This window comes from Brevibacterium jeotgali (assembly GCF_900169175.1).
Classification (GTDB): Bacteria; Actinomycetota; Actinomycetes; order Actinomycetales; family Brevibacteriaceae; genus Brevibacterium; species Brevibacterium jeotgali.
Map to the genome: position 1 here is coordinate 205271 of NZ_FXZM01000004.1, position 22848 is coordinate 228118.

Annotated in this window: 18 protein-coding genes and 1 riboswitch; of the genes, 11 read left to right on the forward strand and 7 right to left on the reverse strand. The window is 69.4% G+C overall.

The genetic code is table 11. The features are described 5' to 3' along the window. Positions 1-82 precede the first annotated feature (82 nt). A complete protein-coding gene (locus BJEO58_RS05665; protein WP_101588478.1) occupies positions 83-1831 on the forward strand; it encodes a malate synthase in 1749 nt (582 codons plus the stop codon). Between the two features lie 174 nt (positions 1832-2005). After that, positions 2006-2761 carry an IclR family transcriptional regulator gene (locus tag BJEO58_RS05670; protein ID WP_101588480.1) on the forward strand — a complete coding sequence of 252 codons (756 nt, stop codon included), beginning with the start codon at positions 2006-2008 and terminating at the stop codon, positions 2759-2761. Here BJEO58_RS05670 and BJEO58_RS05675 read toward each other — a convergent pair. Next, complete coding sequence (locus BJEO58_RS05675) at positions 2755-3615, reverse strand: methylenetetrahydrofolate reductase (protein WP_101588482.1); 861 nt, start codon at positions 3613-3615, stop codon at positions 2755-2757. The two genes, BJEO58_RS05670 and BJEO58_RS05675, sit on opposite strands and share 7 nt — an antisense overlap. 184 nt (positions 3616-3799) lie before the next feature. On the opposite strand from BJEO58_RS05675, the gene BJEO58_RS05680 reads away from it, so the two are divergent. Both BJEO58_RS05680 and BJEO58_RS05685 read left to right on the forward strand, forming a co-directional pair. Continuing rightward, complete coding sequence (locus BJEO58_RS05680) at positions 3800-5104, forward strand: glycine cleavage T C-terminal barrel domain-containing protein (protein ID WP_101588483.1); 1305 nt, start codon at positions 3800-3802, stop codon at positions 5102-5104. Between the two features lie 137 nt (positions 5105-5241). After that, a complete protein-coding gene (locus BJEO58_RS05685) occupies positions 5242-5724 on the forward strand; it encodes a cupin domain-containing protein (RefSeq protein ID WP_101588485.1) in 483 nt (160 codons plus the stop codon). Between the two features lie 24 nt (positions 5725-5748). On the opposite strand, the gene BJEO58_RS05690 is transcribed toward BJEO58_RS05685, so the two are convergent. Continuing rightward, positions 5749-7308 carry an acetolactate synthase large subunit gene (locus tag BJEO58_RS05690; protein WP_101588486.1) on the reverse strand — a complete coding sequence of 520 codons (1560 nt, stop codon included), beginning with the start codon at positions 7306-7308 and terminating at the stop codon, positions 5749-5751. Positions 7309-7817: 509 nt separating this feature from the next. Here BJEO58_RS05690 and BJEO58_RS05695 point away from each other — a divergent pair. Beyond that, complete coding sequence (locus BJEO58_RS05695) at positions 7818-8264, forward strand: hypothetical protein (RefSeq protein ID WP_101588488.1); 447 nt, start codon at positions 7818-7820, stop codon at positions 8262-8264. Between the two features lie 146 nt (positions 8265-8410). Further along, positions 8411-9475 carry an inositol monophosphatase family protein gene (locus tag BJEO58_RS05700; protein ID WP_101588490.1) on the forward strand — a complete coding sequence of 355 codons (1065 nt, stop codon included), beginning with the start codon at positions 8411-8413 and terminating at the stop codon, positions 9473-9475. Between the two features lie 26 nt (positions 9476-9501). On the opposite strand, the gene BJEO58_RS05705 is transcribed toward BJEO58_RS05700, so the two are convergent. The 4 genes from BJEO58_RS05705 to BJEO58_RS05720 form a co-directional block, all read right to left on the reverse strand. Next, positions 9502-10257, reverse strand: a complete 756-nt coding sequence (locus BJEO58_RS05705) for an iron ABC transporter ATP-binding protein (protein WP_101588491.1) — start codon at positions 10255-10257, stop codon at positions 9502-9504. Next, positions 10254-11459 carry an iron chelate uptake ABC transporter family permease subunit gene (locus BJEO58_RS05710; protein WP_373270407.1) on the reverse strand — a complete coding sequence of 402 codons (1206 nt, stop codon included), beginning with the start codon at positions 11457-11459 and terminating at the stop codon, positions 10254-10256. Before BJEO58_RS05710 ends, BJEO58_RS05705 begins: the two co-directional genes overlap by 4 nt. A gap of 1 nt (position 11460) precedes the next feature. Next, positions 11461-12378, reverse strand: coding sequence for an ABC transporter permease (locus BJEO58_RS05715; RefSeq protein ID WP_101588493.1), 918 nt, complete (start codon positions 12376-12378; stop codon positions 11461-11463). A 134-nt stretch (positions 12379-12512) separates the two neighbouring features. After that, a complete protein-coding gene (locus tag BJEO58_RS05720; RefSeq protein ID WP_101588495.1) occupies positions 12513-13514 on the reverse strand; it encodes a siderophore ABC transporter substrate-binding protein in 1002 nt (333 codons plus the stop codon). Positions 13515-13751: 237 nt separating this feature from the next. On the opposite strand from BJEO58_RS05720, the gene BJEO58_RS05725 reads away from it, so the two are divergent. Beyond that, complete coding sequence (locus BJEO58_RS05725) at positions 13752-15590, forward strand: amidohydrolase (RefSeq protein ID WP_101588497.1); 1839 nt, start codon at positions 13752-13754, stop codon at positions 15588-15590. Between the two features lie 146 nt (positions 15591-15736). Here the strand turns inward: BJEO58_RS05725 and fdxA are convergent, their stop codons facing one another. Beyond that, complete coding sequence (gene fdxA, locus BJEO58_RS05730) at positions 15737-16057, reverse strand: ferredoxin (RefSeq protein ID WP_101588499.1); 321 nt, start codon at positions 16055-16057, stop codon at positions 15737-15739. A gap of 163 nt (positions 16058-16220) precedes the next feature. Continuing rightward, positions 16221-16307: riboswitch (glycine riboswitch) on the forward strand. Positions 16308-16434: 127 nt separating this feature from the next. Here fdxA and gcvP point away from each other — a divergent pair. The 4 genes from gcvP (at position 16435) to BJEO58_RS05750 (ending at position 22681) form a co-directional block, all read left to right on the forward strand. Continuing rightward, the gene (gene gcvP, locus BJEO58_RS05735; RefSeq protein WP_101588500.1) at positions 16435-19395 is read left to right on the forward strand and encodes an aminomethyl-transferring glycine dehydrogenase; all 2961 of its coding nucleotides are present in this window, start codon (positions 16435-16437) and stop codon (positions 19393-19395) included. A gap of 101 nt (positions 19396-19496) precedes the next feature. Further along, the gene (gene gcvT, locus BJEO58_RS05740; protein ID WP_101588502.1) at positions 19497-20651 is read left to right on the forward strand and encodes a glycine cleavage system aminomethyltransferase GcvT; all 1155 of its coding nucleotides are present in this window, start codon (positions 19497-19499) and stop codon (positions 20649-20651) included. A 68-nt stretch (positions 20652-20719) separates the two neighbouring features. Next, positions 20720-21121, forward strand: coding sequence for a glycine cleavage system protein GcvH (gcvH, locus tag BJEO58_RS05745; RefSeq protein ID WP_101588504.1), 402 nt, complete (start codon positions 20720-20722; stop codon positions 21119-21121). Between the two features lie 153 nt (positions 21122-21274). Beyond that, the gene (locus BJEO58_RS05750; RefSeq protein WP_101588506.1) at positions 21275-22681 is read left to right on the forward strand and encodes an L-serine ammonia-lyase; all 1407 of its coding nucleotides are present in this window, start codon (positions 21275-21277) and stop codon (positions 22679-22681) included. Positions 22682-22848 lie beyond the last annotated feature (167 nt).

A 22848-nucleotide genomic window follows, 5' to 3' on the forward strand; every position in this document is an offset into this window, starting at 1 on the left:
GCACTGGCCTGCTCACACTGGTCCGCTCGCACTGGTCCGCGCGACCGACATCCTCCGCCACACGACTCGCTCAGGAGCATCCATGTCCTCCCTCCCGACCTCCTCCACACAGGAGCTGCACCCGTCCCCGTCCGCTCGGACCGCCGGCGGCCGCATGGTCGTCGCCGGCCCCATGGAGCCCACGTTCGACACGGTCCTCACCCACGAGGCGCTCGACTTCCTCGCACAGCTGCACGCGGAGCTGCTCACGGAGCGTCGCCGGCTCCTCACCGAGCGCGGCCCCCGCAACGATGCGATCGCCCGCGGCGACCTGCCGGGCCACCGCGAGGACACCCGTCACATCCGTGAGGATGCGGACTGGCGCGCGATCGGCCACGCAGGAGCATCGGGACTGTCCCGTCGCCGCGTGGAGATCACGGGCGCACCGGATGGCCGCACGGCGGTCAATGCGCTCAACTCCGACGCCGATTCGTGGCTCGCGGACTTCGAGGACGCCATGTCGCCCACGTGGTCGAACGTGGTGCTCGGCCAGGTGAACCTCCGTGCGGCGGTGCGCAACCGCCTCAAGCACGTGACGCGAGTGGGCAAGTACTACGAGCAGCGCACGAGTAGGCGCGCAGACGCGCAGCAGCCGACGATCGTCGTGCGGCCCCGTGGTCTCCACATGCCGGAGGCGCACCTGCGGTACGTCGACCGGAACGGATCGGAGACCTCGGCGGCGGCCTCGCTCGTGGACTTCGCGCTGTACTTCTTCCACAACGCCCAGGAGCTGGCAGCGCGCGGCAGCGGCATCTACTTCTGCATCCCGAAGGTGGAGAGTGCCGCGGAGGCGCGCTGGTGGAACCGTCTGTTCGTGCGAGCGCAGGAGCTGCTCGGCCTGGAGCCGGGCACGCTGCGTGCGACGGTCCTCATCGAGACGCTGGGTGCGGCGATCGAGATGGAGGAGATCGTCTGGGAGCTGCGCGATCACTGCGCGGGCCTGCACGCCGGCCGCTGGGACTACATCTTCTCGATGACGAAGGCGTTCCGCCACGACCGCTCCTTCCTCCTGCCCGACCGCAAGGAGATCACGATGGAGCTGCCGTTCCTCACGAGCTACGCGCGGCGCATCATCGACGTGAGCCACCGCCGCGGCATCCACGCGCTGGGTGGCATGGCCACGGCGTTCCCGGACCGCGAGGACCCGGATCTCACCGCGGTCGCGCAGCAGGGCGTGCGGGAGGACAAGGAGCGCGAGGCCGCACAGGGCTTCGACGGGACCTGGGTCGCGCACCCGAACCTGATCCCGGTGGCGCGTGACGCGTTCGACGCGGTGCTGGGGGATGCCGACCACCAGATCGAGCGGATCCCTGCGACGGACGGAACGGGTGAGAACGGCCGGATCACGTCGGCCGACCTCCTCTCCCGCGACGGGCTGCCCACGCCCGAGGACCTGCGCGAGCACGTGAGCGAGGACGGCGTCCGCACGAACATCCGTGCATGCATCGCCTACCTCAACGCATGGCTGTCGGGGAAGGGCGCGCTCAAGGTCGACCACCTGGTGGAGGACGTGTCCAGCGTGGAGATCTCCCGTGCGCAGATCTGGCAGTGGATCCGCCGCGGTGTGAAGATGGACAACGGCCGCGTGCTCACCACCGTGCTGGTGGACCGGTACGTGGCGGAGGAGCTCGCGATCACGTCGCGCAATCCGCTGGACCACTTCTGCGATTCCGCGGAGCTGCTGCGCTGGGGGGCGCTGGGCGACGACCTGCCGGACTCCTTCACCGTGGAGGCCTACCAGCGGTTCATGGTCGACCGGGCGGCGAGGAGTCCCTTCCCGTTCGCGGCGTGAGACCGTCCGCCGGCCGGTGGACGGACTCCCTCCCTCCCCGCCGCCCGGTGCAGTGACCGACGGCTGTCAGCCGTCTACCGACGCCGAGGTGCCGGTCCCCTCCGGGGGAGCCGGCACCTCGGCGTCACCCGTATGATTGTGGTCCACTCCACACAGGGCAGGCGGAAGGAACCGATGGGCCAGGGCACACAATCGATCGACAGGGCCGCCGCACTCCTGATGTTCGTCATCAATGCCCCGGCGCCGGTGTCGTTCACGGACGTCGTCGAGCATTCCGGCATGGCGCGTTCGACGGTGTCGCGCCTGCTGGCCTCGCTGCACGACAACGGGCTGCTCGAACGGATGCCCGACGGCGCCTACCGTGGCGGTCCCCTGTTCGCGGCGTATGCCGCGCGCTTCGACAGGACCGAGGCCCTCGCGGCCGCTGCGACCCCCACCCTCGAGCGGATCGGGGAGAAGACCGGGGAGACGGTCAATCTGGGGCTGCCCAGCGGTGGGCGGGTGGTCCACGCCGCGCAGGTCGATTCGAGCTACGTGCTGGGCGCGGCGAACTGGGTCGACATCGATGTGCCGATCCACTGCTCTGCGCTGGGGAGGGTCCTGAGCGCGTTCGGTTCGCTCGAGCTGCCGAAGGGATCGCTCACCCGCTGCTCCGACGGGGTGGTGCTGTCCGAGTCGAACCTCGTTCAGGACGCGGCGCTCATCCGCACCCGCGGCTTCGCCATCACGCACGGTGATTTCGAGCTGGGCCTCGATGCTGTCGCATCGCCGGTGCGCGGGCAGGGCGGAGCGGTGCTCGCGGCGATCGGCATCTCCGGCCCGGCGGTGCGGATGACGGCCCGCATCGAGGAGTTCGGTCGTCTCCTGGTCCAGGAGGCAGATCTGCTGTCGCGCGGTCTGGCGAAGCTCCCCGCGCGGCACCGTCAGTGAGTGGCGGTCTCGTCTGCGAGCCACGCCTCCGTCTTCGCGATCTCGTTGAACGTGTAGACGTGGAGCCCCGCGACCCGGGACGTCGGGTCCTCGAGTGCGCTCCGCATCCTGGTGAGGAAGCGCTGCGTGTCGTAGCCGCCCGGTGCGATGAGTCGAGCGATCGTTCCGACCTTCCCCGTGAGGAAGCGCAGCGACTGGCCGACCCCGATCCGGGCTCCCACTCGCGCCAGGCGGGCGGCGTCCACGCGACCGGGGACTCCCAGCCAGAGGGGCAGGGCGGTGCCTCGATCCCGTGCGGTGCGGATCCACGCTAAGAGCGTGTCCGGATCGAAGCACAGGTTGCTCACCATCTCCGTCGTGAACGGCTGCTTGTCCGCGAGGGCGTCGACGACCTCGGCGTCGGAGAGGGTCGGGTGCGACTCCGGATAGGCCGCGACGCCGATATCGCGGAACGGGTGGTCCATCCGCGCGAGGTCGCGCAGCAGGTCGAGTGATGAGGTGTAGGCCCCCGGCCCGGGGGTCGCGTCGCCACCGGGGACGAAGACGGCGTCGACGCCTGCGGAGTGCAGCCGCGCGACGATGTCCTCGAGGTGGGATCTGCCGGACACCATGCGGGCGGCGACGTGGGGGACCACTCGGCGGCCGTCGGCGCGGAGAGCGCAGGCGACGGCGAGGGTCGCCTCCAGCCCGAGGCTCTCGGACGCGGTGACCGTGACGGTGCGGTGCTGCGGGGAATGGGCCCGGACGTCGGCGGTGACCGTCCGGGTCGGGAGCACCTCGAGCCGCGCTGTGCTCAGGAGGCGGTCCAGCGGTGCGCGGGACCGGTCGTCGCTGGTCGTCGGGTCGCTGGTCATCGGAGGGCTCCCTTCGCCCGGGACTCCATTGTCGCCGCTCACCCGCACACGCTGTCCATGCGGGATTCGAGCGGGTCATCGTGCGGGAACGGTCTCTTGTTCGAGGGCAGTGCGGAATCCTATACTTGAAGCCCGGGATGCGGGACAGGGATCCCGGAGGGCAGAACTCGCTGAGGAGGATGCCATGCATTTCAACGTCCCGTCCATCGACCAGCGCGACCGGCTGGTCCCCATCAATCTCCGGCAGTCCGGACCGACTCCCGTAGAGATGCTCATCGACACCCGCGTGCGGAAGTCGCCGTACTGGGCCCTGTCCATGCAGCACGGCTGCTGGCGCGCCTCCGTCTACAACCGGATGTACCACCCGCGCGGCTACGTCCGTCCCGACGAGGGCGGGATGATGGTCGAGTACGACTCCCTCGTGAACGACGTGACCCTCTGGAACGTCGCCGTCGAACGGCAGATCCGGGTCAAGGGGCCGGATGCGGAGGCCTTCGTCGATCGGGTGATCACGCGCGATGCCACCAGGATCCCGGCCATGCGCGCTCGCTACGTGATCCTCTGCAACGAGGCCGGCGGCATCCTCAATGACCCCGTCCTGCTGCGGGTCGCCGACGACGAGTTCTGGTTCAGTCTGTCGGACTCCGACCTCATGCTCTGGCTGCAGGGCGTGAATGTCGGGTGGAGGTTCGACGTCGACATCGCAGAGATCGATGTCTCGCCGGTGCAGATCCAGGGGCCGAAATCGCTCGACCTCATGATCGACCTCGTGGGCGACGACGTCGCCGACGTCCCCAACTACGGGCTCATGGCCGCGACGATCCGCGGCTGCGAGGTGATCATCTCCCAGACCGGGTTCTCCGGTGAGAAGGGCTATGAGATCTACCTGCAGGATTCCACGCTCAACGCGGAGACGCTCTGGAGCGCGATCCTCGAGGTGGGCGCGGCGCACCGTCTGCGGGTCGTGGCGCCGGCGCACCACCGCCGGATCGCGGCGGGCATCCTGTCGTGGGGCCAGGACATGGATGCGGAGACCCTCCCCTTCCAGGTGAACCTCGCCTACCAGGTGCCGCGGCAGAAGCCGGGGGAGTACATCGGGAAGGAGGCGCTCGAAGCGGCACGGAACGAGATCGAGGACGGGCGGCCGCCGTACTCGCTGCAGCTCGCTGGGCTGAAGCTTGCGGGCCGGCCGATCGACGACTACGCGCCGGACTTCTGGCTGATCAGCGAACAGCAGCACGGTGAACCGGTCGGGTACGTGACCTCGCCGTGGTACTCGCCGGAGCTCGAGATCAACATCGCGATGGGCTACGTGCCGCTGCGCGACACCGCGCTGGGCACCGAGCTGTGGGTCTGGCTCCCGGACGAGTACGCCGACGAGCCCGGAGTCCCGGTGGCGGCCGAAGTCGTCGAGATGCCGTTCCGCCCCTCCACTCATCCCAGCCAGCGCGAACAGCTGCGGAAGAAGGGGCTCGACAACGCGGTGTGAGGATATGCATCCCTCCCTGTCGGTGCGCAGGTGGGACGGCTAGGGTTCTCTCAGACGAGTCCGGGCCTCGGGATCGATCCCGAAGCCGGGCCCGGAGCCCCGGAGCCCCGGAGCATCGACAGGGAGGAATCCGCTCAATGGACCGCATCGACAACGGACCCAACCCCAACGCATTCGACATCGAGACTGCGACCGTGGAGAACGACACGTACCGCACGGTCGTGTGGACGGGCCGCTACATGCAGGTGACTCTCATGGCGATCCCGGTGGGCGAATCCATCGGGCTCGAGGTCCACGAGGAGAACGACCAGTTCCTCCGGATCGACGGCGGCGAGGGACGCTGCGTCATGGGTCCCGCCGAGGATCAGCTGAACTTCCAGCAGGACGTGTCCGACGGCTGGTCGATCCAGGTGCCCGCCGGCGTCTGGCACGACGTCATCAACACGGGCTCTGAGCCGCTGCGCCTGTACTCGATCTACTCGCCGGTGCACCACGCGCAGGGCCGTGTGCACCAGACCGCTGAGGATGCGGAGATCGACGAGGAGTCGGGCGAGGACGAACCGCCGGCATGGACCGGCCACGAGCTGCCGAAGTGGACGGTCGGCCCGGTCCGCGACTGACCGGGACCGCCTCCTCGGCCAGACTCAGAGCACGACCTCGATGAGGGCGGGCCCTTCGGTCGCCAGCGCGCGGTCGTAGGCGGCACCCAGTGCCTCCATCGTCTCTGCACGCTCCGCAGGCACTCCGAAGCCGCGCGCGACCGACACCCAGTCGATGGTCGGTCGATCGATGTCGAGCAGCTTCGCCGCGGTCTCACCGACGACGTCGACGCCCACATTCGACATCTCGTTCCGCAGGATCTGATACTTGCGGTTCGCCAGGATCAGGGTGACGACGTCAACGCCCTCGCGCGCCTGCGTCCACAGTGTCTGCGGCATGTACATGCCTGATCCGTCCGACTCGAATGTGACGACCTTGCGGTCCGGGCAGGCGATCGCGGCTCCCAGGGCGACGGGCATCGCCCATCCGATGGAGCCGCCTGTCACGTTGATCCAGTCATGTGGGCGCGCGCTGGCGGTTGCCGCGTTGAAGTTCCACCCGGTCGTGATCGATTCGTCGACGACGATCGCGTTCTCCGGGATCGCCTCGGCGATGAATGTTCCGAGCTTCTCTGCGGTGATCGCGCCGGTGGGCCGCTGCGGCAGCGCCAGGTCTGTCAGCTGGACAGAGGCGGCCTTCGCCCGCACCACCTGGGGGAGTGCCTCGAGGACTGCTGTGAGGGGGATGTCCGCGCGTGGTGTCTCAGGGGACAGATCGATGAAGCGGGTATCCGGCTGATAGAGGGTGCTCCGCTTCGTGGGGTACGCGAAGAACGCCACGGGCGGCTTCTCTCCCACGAGCACGATCGTGTCGAACTGGGCGAACAGCTCCTGGGCCGGGTCGACTGCGTACGGGACCTTCATCGCCGCGTACCGCCCGGCGCCGCGGGTGACCCGGGGGGAGAAGGTGGAGGTGAGCACCGTGGCACCTGTTGCGGTGGCGATCCGCCCTGCCGCCTCGAGTGCGTCTTCGCGTGGGGTGCGGCCTCCCATGAGGATGGCGCCCCGGGATCCGGCCTCGACCAGGGAGTGTGCTGCGGACTCGACCGCGAGCTCGTCGATCACCGGGAGGGGGGCGGGCTGTGCGGTCGTCGGGCTGACGGCCGCGGGCAGCTCGTTCCATGCGGCGTCCGCAGGGAGGATGAGGGAGGCGACCTGACCGCGGCGGGCGACCGTCACGGCGTCGGCCACGTCGGTGGTGAGCGCGTGCTCATCGATGGACGTGCGCACCCAGTGCGAGAACGGGCGTGCGGTGCCTTCGATGTCACTGGACAGCGGGGCGTCGAGGTCGCGGTGGTAGCTCGCGTGATCGCCGATCACATTGACGACCGGTGAATGCGCGCGCAGTGCGTTGTGCAGGTTCGAGAGTCCGTTCGACAGTCCCGGCCCCAGGTGGAGGAGGGTCGCGGCGGGCTGGTCGGCCATCCGCCCGTACCCGTCGGCGGCGCCGGTGACGGCGCCCTCGAACAGGCCCAGCACACCGCGGACCGCCGGTGTCCCGTCCAGGGCGGCGACGAAGTGCATCTCCGAGGTCCCGGGGTTCGCGAAGCACGTCGTGACACCATTGTGGTCGAGCGTGGCGAGGAGGGAATCGGCACCGTTCACTAGTGACTCCTTCTGAAGGGGCGCTGCGGGTCGGGCGGGAGGCGTCCGACCCTCCCCCTGCGGCGGTGCAGGGGCGCTCTGCGGCTGTCGGGCCCATCGTCGCACACCTGCGTGCGTGCGTCGGCCTGCTCCACCCGCCTGTCGACTGACGTCACTGCGCGAATGCGGATGCTGCACGCATGACGAGCCGTGCGCATGACGAGCAGTGCGCACCGCGAGCTGTGCGCATGACGAGCTGCGCACGACGATCCGAGTGGCTGCACAGCACGATGCGCGAGAGTGAGGTGCGCGGGAACGGAGGATGGCGACGATGTCACGTCTCTGTAACAGTCCCTGCGTGATGCGTGCGGCTGTCGCCGCAAGGAGCTGTCGAACAGTCAGGCGTACTACCATGACTGCGTACCGCCTGCACGAGCTTCGACGAATGTTTCGCTCTGCAGGTCGACGACCCCTAGTCCGCGAACAATCAGGCTTGCTGAGAAGGCTTGCCAACCACGAGGTCGATTCACATGGCGAGAAGGACGCGCACACTCAGCGCAGAGCAGAAGTCGGTGCTGACGTCAGTGCGGAGGGTTGCCCGTCAGCGGTCGCGCATCAACGAGGCGTACCTGACGGCGATCGTAGACGCGCGCCAGTCCGGGGTGACGTATGCATCCATCGCAGATGCGGTGGGCACGTCGTCACAGGCCGTCCAGGAGATCGTGCGCCGTCATCACAAGGTGGAGCCGGCCTCCGCCTCCCGGGGCCAGGTCTCCTCGATCGGGGACCAGTCGATCGGGGACCAGTCCGGCGCCTCGTCAGCCACGACAGACAGCCGCGCCTCCGCGGTGGGGGCGACGGCCGGCGCGATCGCGGCGATCGCCGGTGACGACGACCACTCGCAGCCGGGAGGGTCGGGCGCTGCGGGCAGCGGGGGACCCGGTGCAGCGCAGGCGACTCCGTCCCCGGCGCTCTGAGCGCGCGGCACTGAGCCGTCGTTCCGCGTGAGCGGGATTCATAGACCGGACCGACCGGGCCGCACCCCGTTTCCGCACTGCAGCGCGGTCTCTCGGGCTGGTCGGATGCCGTCCGCGACGGGGGCGTCGTGTGCAACGATGAAGCGGTGAGCACTCTCTTCCGCGACCCTCTCCTCAACGCCGCACGCGAAGCTGCGGCCATCGCCGCCCATCGCATGTCGGCGTGGGCCGACGAGCTGAGCCCCGTGTCCGTCAGTTCCAAGGACGGGAAGAACGATCTCGTCACAGAGGCGGATGCGGAGATCGAGGCGCTGGTGCGCCATCGCATGATGTCGCTGCGACCGGAGGACGTCGTCGTGGGGGAAGAGGGGACGGACGCCCTGTCGCTCGCGGATCACGCCGCGGGTGATGAGGTCCACTCGATCCTCCTGCGCGCCGAGCAGGCCGCGCAGCGGGCGGCCGCAGCGAACCCGGCAGGCCCAGACCCGGCAGGCCCAGACCCGGCAGGCCCAGACCCGGACGACGTGCGGGAAGGGGTCGAGTGGCACATCGACCCCATCGACGGCACCGTGAACTTCGTCCGTGGGATCGAGCACTACTGCTTCTCCGCGGGAGCCCGTCTGCACTCCGCCGGTCCGGACGCCCCCGACGACGGGTGGGTTGCGGGACTGGTGGCGGCGCCGATGCTCGACCGCGTCTGGTTCGCACGGGCGGGGGCGGCATGGGTCGCGCCCCTGTCAGCGCTCACCGATCCGCACGCGCCGGTGCGGCCTCTCACGGGAAGCTCCGCGCCGACCACCGGGCGCGTGGTCGCGACCGGGTTCGGCTATGCGGAGGATCGCCGTGTCCAGCAGCGAGCGGCGCTCGGTCGGGTGATGGGGCAGTTCGATGACATCCGTCGCTGCGGATCCGCCGCGATCGATCTCTGCATGGTGGCCGAAGGGCGTGTGAATGCGTACTACGAGCGCGGGCTGGGTGTCTACGACTTCGCCGGCGGGGCGTACGTCGCGGACTGCGCTGGACGATTCGTGCGCCGGCGTGCGGATGCCTTCCTGCGGGAGGACACCGGCGCGTCGATCGCCGTGCCGCCCGCGTCGGCTGCTCCGGCGTCACCAGTCTCTCCAGCAGCGCCGAACGCACAGGTCTCGCCGGAACTCACCGTCGTGGCGGACACGCGGGAGCGCTTCGAGTTCCTCCTCGCCAACGGCTGACCGGCTCTGACTCGGTGCTGTCCGCGTCAGTAGTAGCAGGCGAGCAGGCCGCGAGGCCCGTCGATCACGTCGATCGGGGTATTGAAGATCGAGGACAGGGTGTCCGGGGCCATGATCTCCTGAGGCGTCCCGAACGCCACGATCTCCCCGTGCTTCAGCGCGCAGATGTGGTCCGCGTAGTGGCCTGCGAAATTGATGTCGTGGAGCACGATGACGATCGTGCGGCCCAGTTCCACCGCGGCTCGCTTCAGGTGCTTCATCATCTGCACCGAGTGCTGCATGTCGAGGTTGTTGAGCGGCTCGTCCAGGAGGACGTACTCGGTGTCCTGCGCCAGCACCATCGCGACGTAGGCGCGCTGCCGCTGACCGCCTGACAGCTCGTCGAGGTACCGGGTCTCCAGATCGCCCAGGTTCAGGAAGTCGATCGCCTCGCTGATCCGTCGCTCGTCGTCGACGGTGAGGCGGCCCTGCGAATGGGGATACCTGCCGAAGCCCACCAGTTGGCGCACGGTCAGGCGCGTGATGAAGTGGTTCTCCTGGCGCAGGATGGACATCTTCTTCGCCAGCTCCTTCGACGGGGTGTTCGACACGTCGAGCCCGCCCACTGTGATGGTTCCGGCGTCCATGCCCATGAGGCGGCCGATCATCGTGAGAAGCGTCGACTTGCCCGCCCCGTTCGGGCCCACCATGGCCGTGATGCCGCCCGGCGGGATCTCCAGGTCGACGGGCCCGATCGCCACATCGGAGGTGTAGCGGCGCAGGACGGTGCTCAGTGTGATCACAGTCGGCCCTTTCGCAGGATGTACACGAGGAAGAAGGTTCCGCCGACGACTTCCATGATGATGCCGACGGCCCCCTCTGCGTAGAAGACGTGCTTGAGCACGAAGTGCGAGCCCGCCAGGACGACGAACCCGGTGAGCCACGCGATCGGGAAGACCAGCCGATGATCGTAGGTGTCCGCCAGCTGATAGGCGATCATCGCGACGAGGAAGCCCAGGAACGTCATGGGGCCCACGAGTGCGGTGGACACGGCCATGAGCACGGACACCAGCAGGAGCACGATGATCAGCTGGCGGCGATGGTTGATGCCCAGGTTCACTGCAGTGTCCCGGCCCAGTGACAGGACGTTGAGGGTGCCGGCCTTCGCCCACAGCAGGCCGCCGGCGACTCCGGCCAGGCCGATCGACACTCCCAGGTACGAGGTGTCAGCGTTCGCGATGGAGCCGATGAGACGTGCGGTGAGGATGTCGAACTCGCTGGGGGTGAGGAGGCGCTGCATGAACGTGGCCAGGCCACCCAGCCCACCGCCCAGCACGATCCCCACGAGAAGCGTGACCTGCAGGTTCCCGCTGCGCCCGGCCAGCAGCCAGCCGTAGAGCGCGGCGGCGAATGCGACCATGAGCACGATCTGGAGCAGGAACTGCCACAGGCCGGTCAGGGCGACGAGTCCCGTGGCCCCGATGAAGAAGACCGCACCCGTCTGGACCAGCCGGTAGAGCGACTCGAACCCCATGATCGAGGGGGTGAGGATCCTGTTGTTGGTCACCGTCTGGAATGCGACCGTCGCGATCGCCTGGCAGAACGCGACGATGAGGATGACGACGAGGTTCGTCGTGCGCATCTCTGCGATGAGCCAGAAGCCGCGGGAGCCGACCGGCATCGGGTTGTCGTACGCGAGGCTGCCGAACGTGAAGGCCGCAGCGAGCACGCACAGGGCGGAGAAGATGAGCCAGTACCGCTTGTGCGCACGCCGGCCCGGCAGCGGCCCGGACTGCCGGTCGCGGTCCGCGCTGCGTCGGTCCGTGCTGCGTCGATCCGCGCGCTCGTGGTCCGTGTGGCCGGGCCCGGGGAGGCCGGGTCCTGCAGGATCCGGCCCCGCCGCCGAGGCCCGGGTCGCCTGGGCGGAGTCGGGCGCCGGCGCGATGCCTGCCTCGGCGGCATCCGCGTGCAGCCGGGATGTGGTGCGCGTGTGATGAGCGGTCACGTCAGCGCCTCCTGACGATGAGTGCGATGAAGACGATCGCCCCGACCACGGAGAGCAGGAGGGAGACCGGCACTTCGAACGGCGAGACGATCGTGCGGCCGATGAGGTCGCAGACGGTCACGGTGCAGATGCCCACGAGGGCGACCCACGGCAGATTCGAGCGCAGGTCGTCGCCGCGGAACATCGACACGATGTTCGGGACGATGAGCCCGAGGAACGGCAGATTGCCCACGACGACGGTGACGATGCCGGTCGCGATCGCGATGAGGCCCGTGCCCAGCAGCACCACCATGCGGTAGTTCAGGCCGATGTTGGTGGCGAACTCCTCGCCCAGGCCGGCGGCGGTGAAGCGGTCCGCGGCGATGAAGACCGCGACGACCACGACGACGACCACCAGGAGCGGCTCCCACTGGCCCTGGATGACGCCGGTGAAGGAGCCCGCGAACCAGATGCCGAGGCTCTGGAGCATGTTCGTCTGGAGGGCGAAGAAGGTGGACACGGCGCCGACGACGCCGCCCAGCATGATGCCGACGATCGGGACGATGACCGATGACCGCAGGGTGACGCGCTGCAGGAACGCGAAGAAGATCATGGTGCCGATGAAGGCGGAGACGACGGCTGCGGTCATCTTCACGATCAGCGGCGAATCGGGAGCGAGGATCATGACGGCCAGCAGACCCAGGCCCGCCCACTCCGTCGTGCCGGTCGTCGTGGGCTCGACGAAGCGGTTCTGGGTGATCATCTGCATGACGAGGCCGCACATCGCCATCGCGGCGCCTGACAGGACCAGCGCGACGGTGCGCGGGATGCGCGTGATGGCGAACATCTGCGCGCCGTCCTCGGCACCGAAGATGTCGTACTCGCCCACCAGGAGGCTCGTGACGATCAGACCGGCGGTCACCAGCAGGCCGACGACCATCGGCCAGGTGAAGAGGCGGTGGCCTCGCTGCGATCGGTCGGCCGCGATGTGGGCAGGCCGGTGAGCGGGCCCGGCGCCGGACGTGAGGTCCGGTGCTGGGCCCGCTGCCGAGCTCTGCGGTGAGGGCTGTGAGGTCAGTTGCCCGTCTCCATCGCGTCGGCCACCGATGCGTAGAACTCGGTGTAGGTCTGGAGGCTCTCGTCCAGGTAGGTGAACTCGGGCATGTAGACGATGTTCTCCTCCTCCACGGCCGTCACGTTCTGCAGGGCGGCGGAATCGGCGATGAGGTCCTGTGCGGGGGTGTACTCCTCATCGGTGTTCGCGCTGACGCCTGCGTCGCGGTCCATGACGAAGATCCAGTCGGGGTTCGAGTCCGCGATCGCCTCGACGGAGATGTCGTCGCCCTGGTGGCCGGTGGAGGCGTCGTCGACCTCGAGCGAGGGGGTCAGGCCGAGCGAGTCGTAGACGGGCCCCAGTGTGCGGCCGGCCGTGGGTGCGGCATAGTTGATGTCGCCGCCGGAGGTGATGACGCTCATGACGGTCTCATCCGAGTCGTAGGCGGCCTCGACGCGCTCCACGGCTGCGTCGTAGTCATCGACGAGCGCCTGAGCCTCGTCCTGCTTGTCGAACACCTCGCCCAGGGTGGTCACCTGGCGCTTGAGCTCGCCGCCGAAGTCTTCGCCCTCGCGCGGTTCGAGGTCGATGAGCGGAGCGTCGGCAAGCTCCGCGATGTCCTCGTTGTACTGCGAGAAGCGCTGGCCGGAGATGATCAGATCCGGCTCCGAGGCGACGATGTTCTCCAGGTTCGGCTCACGGTGGTTGCCGATGTCGAGGATGTCGCCGTTCTCCTTGTACGACACGTCCGCACGCATGAGCGAGACTGCGCCGCCGGACAGCTCCACGCCCCAGTCGTCGAGGAGCTTGAACGTGCGGTTGTCCAGGGCGACGACGCTCTGTGCGGGGTAGGGCACGTCGACGGATCCGCCATTCGCCTCGATCGTCGTGGTCTCGGACTCACCGGACGCGGCTTCAGCGGATGCGCCGCTCGTCTCGCCCGACCCGCAGGCGCTGAGTCCCAGGGCAAGCGCGGCGGTGGAGGCGATGACGGCGGTGAGTCGGACGTTCCGTCTGTGCATGGGGGAGCTCCTCTGTGCGATGTATGGAGTCCGATGAACGTGAGGCCGAATGGCGAGTCGCTGTGCATCGGGCGGGAGGTCAGCTCGTGGTGAGCCAAGCCTCACCTACACAGTGTGCACACGGACGTCGTTTAGGTAAAGCTCATCTATCGTAAATGAGACCCACTCCACACGCGGATCCGTACCGGAACCACGCGTCGGAGAACGGGCTGGGCGCGCCTGTGGTTCGATGGCTCCATGCACACGGTCGATTCGTCCTGCGCCCCCGGCGCCCCCGGAACTCACCGCCTCTTCGCGAACGGGCGGGTGCACACATTCGCGGAGGCGGTCGCCCGTGACGACGGCGGGGGAGTGCTGGCCGCCGAGTCGTCGGAGCCGGCCGAGGCCGTGCTCGTGCGCGACGGCCGTGTCGTCGCCGTCGGGTCGACGCGCGAGCTGCGAGACCGCGCAGGTGCGGCGCCGGTCGAGGAGATCGACCTCGAGGGCCGTGTCGTCCTCCCGGGCTTCGTCGACGCGCACCTCCACGCGGTGTCGACGGCGAGCACTATCGCCGAGGTCGACATCCGGCAGGTGCGCAGCCTCCGCGCTGCTGTGGAGACGGTCGTCGCCCACGCGGCGACCCTGCCTCCGGGCGAGTGGGTCACCGGCGGTCGCTGGGACTCGAACACATGGGACATGGGCCGCGGCGGCTCGTACCAGCCCGATCGCGAACTGCTGGATGAGGCGATGCCGGACCGACCGGTCGCCCTCTGGTCGATCGATTACCACACGCTCTGGCTCAACGGCGCGGCGCTCGAGGCCGTCGGAATCCACGACGACACCCCCAACCCGGTGGGCGGCGAGATCGTCCGCGACGGCACCGGTCGCGCGACGGGCATCCTCCGCGAGGACGCCGCCACGATCGCGGAGCGCGCGATGCCGGCGCTCTCCCTCGATCAGCGCGCGCAGAACATGCGCACCGCGCAGCGGAAGTGGTTGGCAGAAGGCCTCACCGGCGTCCATGACATCGACGGGGCGGCGTCGCAGGAGACGTGGGACGCGCTGCGTGCGGACGACGGCCTGCTGATGCGCGTCGTCAAGTACCTCCGTCTCGACGAGCTCGAATGGGCGCGGGCCGTCGGCTGGCGGACGGGTGACCAGGTGGGTCGGAGGCGCACGAGCCCCACGGGGATGCCGGAGCCTGCGCTGGCGTGGGATGATCCCGCCCGCGACGGGTGGTTCGTCCGCGGCGGACTCAAGCTGTTCTCCGATGGGGCGCTGGGCTCGCAGACCTCGTACATGACCGATCCGTTCCCCACGCGCCCGGGCGAGGACCACCTCCCCAACTACGGTCTGCCGATCGCGGGTGAGGATCTGCTGGTCGAGCAGATCACCGAGGCGCTGCAGGCGGGCATCGCCCTGGCGGTTCACGCGATCGGCGACCGGGCCAACCATCATGTGCTGAGTGCCTTCTCCCGCACCCGCGCCGCGTCGCGTGCGGCGGAGGAGCGGTACGGCAGGCCCCTGCGCCACCGCATCGAGCATGCGCAGTTCGTCAGGCCGGAGGAGGTTCGGCTCTTCGCGGAGCTGGGCATCGTGGCGTCCATGCAGCCGCGGCACTGCATCTCCGACCTGCACCTGCTCGACTCCCTCAGGCCGGACCCGCGGCTGGCGGCCTACGCGTGGAAGGACCTGCTCGCGGCAGGTGCTCCGGTCGCCTTCGGCTCGGACGGTCCCGTCGAGCCGACTGACCCGTTCGCCGCGATCTACGCCGCGATGACCCGCGCTGACTTCGGTGGAGATCCGAGCACGACGTTCGAGCCGAGCCGGCGGATCCCGGCGCGGGACGCGATCGCGGCCCACACCTCGGGGGCGGCCTATGCGGCCGGGCTGGACGGGACCGTGGGCACGCTGGCCCCCGGCATGGCCGCCGACCTCATCGCGGTGGACGTCGACCCTCTGCGCGCCGACGGCGGCAGCGGGGTGACGGGGGAGTACGCGAGCGAGGCGGCGCTGTTCGAGCACGCCGAGGCCGTCCGCGATGCCACCGTCCACCTCACCGCGGTCGCGGGCGAGGTCGCCTTCACCCGGGTGTGATGCACCCGGGTGTGATGCGTCGCGCGTGACTCTCCGGGGCTCCCCCTGCGGGGCGCTGGGGCCTTCTTCGCGCCGTTCCTCGCCATCACACTCCTGCGCCTCTGCCAGCGCTGCCGGAGGCGACCGTCCAGGCAGCGCTGCCGGTGCTACTGGTTCTGCGGCGGCAGGCGTGCGATGAGCGGGTGGTCCCGGGGGATCACCCCGTGGCTCGCAGCGCCGCCGGGCGCTCCGATGTCGTCGAAGAAGTCGACGTTCGCGTTGTAGTACTCGGCCCACTGGTCGGGCACGTCGTCCTCGTAGTAGATCGCCTCGACGGGGCAGACCGGTTCGCAGGCACCGCAGTCGATGCATTCGTCCGGGTGGATGTAGAGCATGCGGTCGCCCTCGTAGATGCAGTCCACAGGGCACTCGTCGACGCAGGAGCGATCCTTCACGTCCACGCAGGGCTGGGCAATCACGTAAGTCACCCACCCAGGCTAGGCGCTCGACCTGAATCCGCGGTCAACGGCGGTCGGCGACTCGAGCCGCGGAGGCTCCGCTGCCCGCGGCCGCGCCGTGAGCCGCCCGGTGCGGCGTCGACTCCTTGGCAGGGGTGCGGCTCTCGCCTATCCTTGTCCGAGAACGCCGATACGACACAGCGTGGGAGAGCCGCTCAGGCGGCGCCGTAGGTGCAATCCCTCCCCGGGAAACTCTCAGGCCCAGTACCGCGATGTGCAGGCGACTCTGAAGCGGGCTGCCGCTGTCCGGAGCCATCCGGATGCGCGCAGGACGTCGACAGAGCGGGGAGGACGAACCGACACGCGTCCGTCCCCGCGATGGACGCACCCGACGGAGGAGATCCTCGATGACCGCAGGCGCTGAAACCCGGACCCCTGATGCGGCCGCCGCACTGTCGCACGTGAGTGCGACTCGGGGTGATGCCCCCCGCCCCTTCGCCGACCGGCACATCGGTCCGCGGGCCCTGCAGACGCAGCAGATGCTCGCAGAGCTGGGCTATGACTCGCTCGAGGCGCTGGCCGCCGAGGCCGTGCCGGCGAACATCGCGCAGGCCGATCCGCTCACATACGCTCCGCTAGGTGAGCGCGAGACGCTCGCGCGGCTGCGGGAGCTCGCCTCGAAGAACACGATGCGCGTCCAGATGATCGGCCAGGGCTTCTACGACACGGTCACCCCGGCGGTCATCCGCCGCAACGTCGTGGAGAACCCGGCCTGGTACACCGCCTACACCCCCTATCAGCCGGAGATCAGCCAGGGACGCCTCGAAGCGCTGCTGAACTTCCAGACCGCGGTCCAGGACCTGACCGGCCTCGACATCGCGAACGCCTCCCTCCTCGACGAGGCCACAGCCGTCGCAGAGGCCGTCCTGCTCATGCGCCGCGCGACGAAGAAGGGCACGACGGTCGTGCTCGATGAGGAGCTGCACCCGCAGTCGATCTCCGTCGTCCGTGCTCGTGCCCGTGCGATGGACTTCTCCGTCCGCGTCGAGGACCTCTCCCAGGGCCTGGTGGGCGAAGAGGTGTTCGGGATCGTCGTCGCCCAGCCCGGCACCTCCGGCCGTGTCCGCTCCTTCGACGACGCGATCGCCGGGGCCAAGGAGCGCGGCGCGCTCGTCACCTTCGCGGCCGACCTCCTCGCCCTCACCCTGCTCAAGGATCCGGGCTCGCAGGGTGCGGACATCGCGGTCGGCTCCGCCCAGCGGTTCGGCGTCCCCCTGTTCTTCGGCGGCCCCCACGCAGGCTTCATGGCCGTGAGGTCGGGCCTGCAGCGTCAGCTGCCCGGGCGCCTCGTGGGCGTGAGCTACGACGAGGACGGCAAGCCCGGGTACCGCCTGGCGCTGCAGACCCGTGAGCAGCACATCCGACGCCAGAAGGCGACGAGCAACATCTGCACCGCGCAGGCGCTGCTGGCAGTCGTCGCGAGCTTCTACGCCGTGTACCACGGGCCCGTGGGCCTCACGCGCATCGCGTCCCGCGTCCACCGTCTGGCCTCCGCCTTCGCCGCTGCGGCCGTCACGGCCGAGGGCACTGCGCCGGCGGGCGGCGAGGACGCGGACTTCTTCGACACCGTCGCGCTCACGGTGCCGGACGCCGACTCCGCCGTCGCGGCGGTGGAACGGGCCGGGGTGAACATCCGCCGGATCGATTCCACGACCGTCGCCGTGAGCTTCGGCGAGCCGCACACCGTCGCGGATGCGAATGCGGTGCTCGGCGCCCTGGGTGCTTCGGAGACCCTCGACGAGGAGTCCTTCGACGCGGCGGGAGAGGGTGCGTTCGGCGACGCCGCGATCGCGGCCCCGACCTGGTCCGAGGACCTGCACCGCACGACGGAGTTCCTCACCCACCCGATCTTCCGCTCGATCGGCTCGGAGACCCAGCTCATGCGCTACATGCGCACGCTGGCCGACCGCGACCTCGCGCTCGACCGGACGATGATCCCGCTGGGATCCTGCACGATGAAGCTCAATGCGGCGGTCGAGATGGAGGCGATCACCTGGCCGGAGTTCGCCTCGATCCACCCCTACGTCCCGGCAGCGCAGTCCGCCGGCTGGCGTGAGCTCATCGGCGACCTCGAGGACCTGCTCGTCGCGGTGACAGGCTACGACCGCGTGTCGCTGCAGCCGAACGCCGGCTCCCAGGGCGAGCTCGCCGGCCTGCTGGCGATCCGCCGATACCACCTCGCCAACGGCGACGACGCGCGCCGGGTCTGCATCATCCCGCAGTCGGCCCACGGCACCAACGCAGCGTCGGCCGTGCTCGCGGGATTGGACGTCGTCGTCGTGAAGACGGCGGGCGACGGCTCGATCGACCTGACGGACCTCGACGCGAAGCTCGAGAAGCACGCGGAGACGCTCGCCGGCATCATGATCACCTACCCGTCGACGCACGGCGTCTTCGAGGAGGACGTCCGCACCGTCTGCCAGAAGGTGCATGATGCGGGCGGCCAGGTCTACGTCGACGGCGCGAACCTCAACGCGCTCGTGGGTCTCGCACAGCCGGGCGAGTTCGGCGGCGACGTCTCGCACCTCAACCTGCACAAGACGTTCTGCATCCCGCACGGCGGCGGAGGCCCCGGGGTGGGACCGGTCGCGGTGCGCGAGCACCTCGCCCCGTACCTGCCGGGCGACGCGACCGACCCCCGTCTGGTCGCGGGCGAGTCCGAGGGGCTGGGCGATCCCATCAGCGGCACGATGTTCGGCTCCGCCGGCGTCCTGCCCATCAGCTGGGCGTACATGCGCCTCATGGGTGGCCGGGGCGTCACGGAGGCGACCCGTACGGCGCTGCTGACCGCGAACTACGTGTCGAAGAAGCTCGCGGACGCGTTCCCCACGCTGTACACGGGCGACTCCGGGCTCGTCGCACACGAGTGCATCCTCGACCTCCGTGCGCTCACGTCGCGCACCGGAGTCACTGCGGAGGACGTCTCGAAGCGCCTCATCGACTTCGGCTTCCACGCGCCGACCCTCGCGTTCCCCGTCGCCGGCACCCTCATGATGGAGCCGACGGAGTCCGAGGACAAGGGCGAGATCGACCGCTTCATCGAGGCGATGCTCACGATCCGGGAGGAGATCGATGCGATCGGCACCGACTACTCCTACGAGGAGTCGCCGCTCGCGAACTCCCCGCACACCGCGACCTGTGTCATGGACGACTGGGCCGGCGAGTACACGCGTGAGCGGGCCGTCTTCCCCGTCCAGGGTCTGCGCCTCACGAAGTACTTCCCACCGGTGCGCCGCGTCGACGGCGCGTACGGCGACCGGAACCTCGTCTGCTCCTGCCCGCCGCCGGAGGCGTTCGAGACCGTCTGATCCGCACCCCCTCGCCGGGAGCCCGCCCGCGCTGAGTGCCAGCAGGCACCTCGGGCGCGGGCGGGGACCGGCGGATCCCCTCGCACCACCAGGAGTCACCGATGACCGAGACCACTGCCCTCCACGACCTGCACGCCCGGCTGGGGGCGTCCTTCACCGACTTCGGCGGCTGGGACATGCCGCTCAAGTACGGATCCGAACTCGCGGAGCACCGTGCGGTCCGCGAATCCGCAGGCATCTTCGACCTGTCCCACATGGGGGAGGTGCGGATCACGGGCGCGGACGCGGCCGCGTTCCTCGACTACGCGCTGCTCGCGAAGTACTCGATCCTGAAGGTGGGCCGCGCGAAGTACGGCCTCCTCGTGAACCAGTCGGGTCACGTGCTCGATGACCTCATCACCTACCGCCTGGCCGACGATGCGTTCCTGGTCGTCCCGAATGCGGGGAACGCCGCCGCCGTCGCCGAGGCCCTGGCCGACCGCCGGACCGAGTTCACCACCCAGCTGGTGCCGGGTGCGGACGCCACCGTCACGGACGAATCGCGCGACACCTCGCTCGTCGCCGTGCAGGGGCCCAGCTCCGAGGCCGTCCTCCTCACCGCCACGGGCGGCGGGGATGAGGGTGCGCAGGCCGTCACAGAGGTCGCGTACTACGCGTGGACCCGCATCACCGTCGACACCGCCGCAGGGGAGAAGGACGTGCTGCTGGCGCGGACCGGCTACACGGGCGAGGACGGGTTCGAGCTCTACCTCGCGAACGACGCGGCGGAGCCCGTCTGGGAGGCGCTGGTCGCGGGGGCGGAGCAGGCGGGCATCGACCTGACCCCGTGCGGGCTGGCGGCGCGCGACTCGCTGCGGCTGGAGGCGGGCATGCCGCTCTACGGCAACGAGATCACGCTCGAGACGAGCCCGGTCGACATCGGCATGCGGAAGATGGCGGTCAACGCACTCAAGCGCGAGCACCTCTACGCGCGCAGACCCCTCGCCGCCATCGCGGAATCGGAGCCCGCACGGAAGCTCGTGGGACTCGTGTCCGACGGGCGCCGGGCCGCACGGGCGGGCGCAGACGTGCTCGTCGACGACCAGGCGGTGGGAGTCGTGACGTCGGGGCAGCCCTCACCCACGCTCGGCCATCCCATCGCGCTCGCCTACATCGACCAGGCGCACACGGGCATCGGCACGGAACTGGTCGTCGACATCCGCGGCAAGGCCCATCCGTTCCGCATCGTCGATCTGCCGTTCTACTCCCGCGGCTGACCTGCGCGCTCTCTGTCCCACATCTGCACCCATCCCTCACTCACCACCTGCATCGGAAGAGGAGCATCATGGCGGAACTCCCCGCACTGCCCAAGGACTACTCGTACTCCGCGGAGCACGAATGGGTGAACGCGGCTGCTGACAGCGTCGCGGGCACCACCGTGAAGGTCGGCATCACCGCCGTCGCGTCCGACGCCCTGGGCGAGGTCGTCTACGTCGAGACGCCCGCGGCCGGCGACACCGTGACCGCCGGCGAGACCTGCGGAGAGGTGGAGTCGACGAAGTCGGTGTCCGACCTGTACTCGCCCGTCACCGGTGAGGTCACCGCCGTCAATGAGCTCGTCTCCGCCGATCCGGGGGTCCTCAACTCCGATCCCTACGGCGAGGGCTGGCTGTTCGAGGTCGCCGTCACGGAGGCGGGGCCGCTCATGGACGACGCGGCGTACGCGCAGGTCAACCACCTCTCCTGAAGGGGTGGGGCCGTTCCGTGAGGACGGCCTCGGGCCGGGGCAGACCTGGTCCGACGGGTGGGTGCGGGACCGCACCCACCCGGCCGGGGCCTCGGCGGCTCCGGTACGACGGGTCGACGAGGCCCCGTCGACACAACGCGTTTGGAGGCGACTATGCCCATCAGCGTCTTCGATCTCTTCACAGTGGGGATCGGGCCTTCCAGCTCGCACACGGTCGGCCCCATGCGGGCTGCCGCGAGCTTCGTGGACCTCGTGGGGGACCGCAGAGACGACGTCGCGGCCCTGGAGGTCGACGTCTACGGTTCACTGGCGGCGACCGGCAGGGGGCACGGCACGTTCGACGCGATCCTGCTGGGTCTCGAAGGGTGCCGGCCCGATGCGGTGCTGCCTGACGAGGTGGATGAGCGGACCGCACGGATCGCGGAGACCGGCGTGGTCCGGTTCGGCGATCGGGTGCGGATCCCGTTCGCCGTCGCAGACATGCGGCAGCGGCCGCTCACCGTCCTCGAACGGCACACGAACGCCCTCGAACTGCGGGCGAGGTCCGCGACGGGGGAGGAGCTGGCCCACGAGATCTACTACTCGGTGGGCGGCGGGTTCGTCGTCACCCAGTCGGACGAGGAGGCGACCGTCCTGGGGGCGGAGGCCGGCGAGTCCGCCCGGGAGCCCGCGACCCCGCACGACTTCCGGACCGGCGACCGGCTGCTGGAGATCGCGAACCGCGAAGGCCTCGAGATCTGGCAGGTGATGCTCGCGAACGAACTGGGAGCAGGACGCACGGAGCAGGAGGTCCGCGAGGGACTGCTCCACATCGCGAAGGTGATGGAGGAGTGCGCGGCGAACAGCATCGACCGGTCGGGGCATCTGCCGGGCGGACTGTCCGTGCGCAGGCGCGCGCACGACTGGCATATCCGGCTGAAGGAGGAGGACCCGGACCGTGATCCCCGCTACTACCAGGAGTGGGTCAACCTCATCGCTCTGGCCGTCAACGAGGAGAACGCGAGCGGGGGGCGTGTCGTCACCGCTCCCACGAACGGTGCGGCGGGGATCATCCCGGCCGTGCTGCACTATGCGCTCAACTACGTGGACTGGGTGCGGGACGGGGGCGACGCGGCCCGCGACGAGGCGACGGTCAGGTTCCTGCTGACCGCCGCAGCGATCGGCGTGCTCTACAAGGAGGGCGCGTCGATATCCGGTGCGGAAGTGGGCTGCCAGGGCGAGGTGGGGTCCGCCTCGTCGATGGCGGCCGGAGGCCTCGCAGAGGTCCTGGGCGGTTCGGTCGAACAGGTGGAGAATGCCGCAGAGATCGCGATGGAGCACAACCTGGGGCTGACGTGCGACCCGATCGCCGGTCTGGTCCAGGTGCCGTGCATCGAACGCAATGCGATCGGCGCGGGCAAGTCGATCAACGCGGCGAAGATGGCGATGTGGGGCGACGGCGAGCACTTCGTGAGCCTCGACGAGGCCATCGCCACGATGAAGGCGACCGGCGCGGATATGAGTGACAAGTACAAGGAGACCGCGCTGGGAGGCCTCGCCGTCAACGTCGTGGAGTGCTGAGCGATCCGACGGGGCCTCGCAGCCATCGCCGCAGGTGGTATGCGGCGCACCGTCGGCGAGTCTGAGAGTGTGGTCGGGCACACCATTCGTGGAGGGAACGATCAGCTTTCTTGGAGAAAGTAACCCCCTCAGGTACTGTCTTTCGGATAAATATTTCCAGCCTCGAA

Bases quoted from the DNA above. Each gene is read 5' to 3' on its own strand.
- BJEO58_RS05665 (WP_101588478.1), top strand. From the start codon at position 83: ATGTCCTCCCTCCCGACCTCCTCCACACAGGAGCTGCACCCGTCCCCG.
- BJEO58_RS05670 (WP_101588480.1), top strand. From the start codon at position 2,006: ATGGGCCAGGGCACACAATCGATCGACAGGGCCGCCGCACTCCTGATG.
- BJEO58_RS05675 (WP_101588482.1), bottom strand. From the start codon at position 3,615: ATGACCAGCGACCCGACGACCAGCGACGACCGGTCCCGCGCACCGCTG.
- BJEO58_RS05680 (WP_101588483.1), top strand. From the start codon at position 3,800: ATGCATTTCAACGTCCCGTCCATCGACCAGCGCGACCGGCTGGTCCCC.
- BJEO58_RS05685 (WP_101588485.1), top strand. From the start codon at position 5,242: ATGGACCGCATCGACAACGGACCCAACCCCAACGCATTCGACATCGAG.
- BJEO58_RS05695 (WP_101588488.1), top strand. From the start codon at position 7,818: ATGGCGAGAAGGACGCGCACACTCAGCGCAGAGCAGAAGTCGGTGCTG.
- BJEO58_RS05715 (WP_101588493.1), bottom strand. From the start codon at position 12,378: ATGGTCGTCGGCCTGCTGGTGACCGCCGGTCTGATCGTCACGAGCCTC.
- BJEO58_RS05720 (WP_101588495.1), bottom strand. From the start codon at position 13,514: ATGCACAGACGGAACGTCCGACTCACCGCCGTCATCGCCTCCACCGCC.
- BJEO58_RS05725 (WP_101588497.1), top strand. From the start codon at position 13,752: ATGCACACGGTCGATTCGTCCTGCGCCCCCGGCGCCCCCGGAACTCAC.
- gcvP (WP_101588500.1), top strand. From the start codon at position 16,435: ATGACCGCAGGCGCTGAAACCCGGACCCCTGATGCGGCCGCCGCACTG.
- gcvT (WP_101588502.1), top strand. From the start codon at position 19,497: ATGACCGAGACCACTGCCCTCCACGACCTGCACGCCCGGCTGGGGGCG.
- gcvH (WP_101588504.1), top strand. From the start codon at position 20,720: ATGGCGGAACTCCCCGCACTGCCCAAGGACTACTCGTACTCCGCGGAG.
- BJEO58_RS05750 (WP_101588506.1), top strand. From the start codon at position 21,275: ATGCCCATCAGCGTCTTCGATCTCTTCACAGTGGGGATCGGGCCTTCC.